This is a genomic window from Myroides sp. TSA_177.3, from assembly GCF_052691955.1.
Map to the genome: position 1 here is coordinate 1 of NZ_JBQZGD010000056.1, position 1313 is coordinate 1313.

At 31.0% G+C, this 1313-nt stretch carries 2 protein-coding genes; both read right to left on the reverse strand.

Annotated elements, in window-relative coordinates; translation table 11 throughout:
• Positions 1-93: 93 nt before the first annotated feature.
• On the reverse strand, positions 94-852 hold the full coding sequence (locus tag ACUTSE_RS18115) for a zeta toxin family protein (protein WP_445641267.1): 759 nt from the start codon (positions 850-852) through the stop codon (positions 94-96).
• On the reverse strand, positions 831-1094 hold the full coding sequence (locus tag ACUTSE_RS18120; RefSeq protein ID WP_353102150.1) for a hypothetical protein: 264 nt from the start codon (positions 1092-1094) through the stop codon (positions 831-833). The genes ACUTSE_RS18115 and ACUTSE_RS18120 overlap by 22 nt, the downstream gene beginning before the upstream one ends.
• Between the last annotated feature and the right edge of the window lie 219 nt (positions 1095-1313).

Consider the following 1313-nt stretch of genomic DNA (forward strand, 5'->3'; position numbering starts at 1 on the left):
GAGCTAAGAGTATTTGATAGCCTTCACTTTGATCTACTTTCATTTTATCTGTATCCGGTTGAGAAACAAAATAAATAACAAAAGCATTTATTTTTATTCTTCTTTTGTCGTTAATTTATTAACTACATATTCGATAAACCAGTTTGGAACTTTATTTTTAGAAACTAAAATTTCAATTGCACCATGTTCTAACTCTGCAATTAATTCCATTTTATTAGTTGAGTTATCAAAAATGTAAGCTCTATCAACTAATAAAAGTGCTGGGAGTAAATTATTTAATGTTTGAAAATATCGTCTTTTGACCCGTTCTTCATCTACATTATGCCCTCCCTTTTCTACGCGGTTTAAAACTCTAGAAACATTAATATCAGCATCTTGTAAACAAACAAAATACAAATAGGTTTTATATCCTAATTCTTTCGCTTGACGAATTTCATCTAATTTAGAAGGATGACTCATTACAGACTCAAAAGAATAACTTGTTCCTTTTTCTAAAAGGTGCTTACGCAAAAAAGAAGTAACTAAAGAAGCTTCATAACTATGAGTTTGTTTCGATTTATCTACAATTACATTTTCTCGAATCTCAACATCAATCTCATGCCCTTCAAGTTCAGCTTTATGAATCAGCGTTTTTGTATTCGGTTCTTTTTTAAAAGCATCTAAATCCTCTTGTTTAAGTGTTAACCCAAATTTTTCTATATTTATAAAACCAGTGGAAGCTATTTGATTTTCAATCTCATCTGCATTAATAAAATGTCCTACATTAAATTGTTCTGCTATCGAGGCGAAAAGTGTAGATTTACCAGAACCATTAGGACCGCCGAATACTCTTAGTCTTTTGGTTGCAGACATATTTTAACTCCTTTAGCTAAATTGACATTACTTTTTACTTGTCGAACTTCCTTTAGTTCTCGTGTAGTACCATCAGCCTCTTGTAATACCACCTTATTTCCTTTCACCATCTGTATAGGTAATTCTAATGCAGTAGAGATTCGTACAGCGCTAGAAGAAGCTTTTTTAGCTGCTCCTACAATTAGTTTACGCTCCTCACGTAACTTCGTTGCTGATGTGTTTTTTCTTACTTGTTTTGGCATTTTAATTCCTTTTATAATGATTGATAAAGTTACAAAACTTATAGTTCCTTTCCTAAACGTTTTTGAGTAGAAGCTTACTCTATTTGATGACCATTCAAAATTTATATTGTCTTTTTTTAAAAAAAAAGGATGAATTACAACATTCATCCTTTCGTTCGTTTATATCGCGATATAGCGTTTATTCTCCTTTAATAAAAGTGAGGAATTCATCGTAATACT

Bases quoted from the DNA above. Each gene is read 5' to 3' on its own strand.
- ACUTSE_RS18120 (WP_353102150.1), bottom strand. From the start codon at position 1,094: ATGCCAAAACAAGTAAGAAAAAACACATCAGCAACGAAGTTACGTGAG.
- ACUTSE_RS18115 (WP_445641267.1), bottom strand. From the start codon at position 852: ATGTCTGCAACCAAAAGACTAAGAGTATTCGGCGGTCCTAATGGTTCT.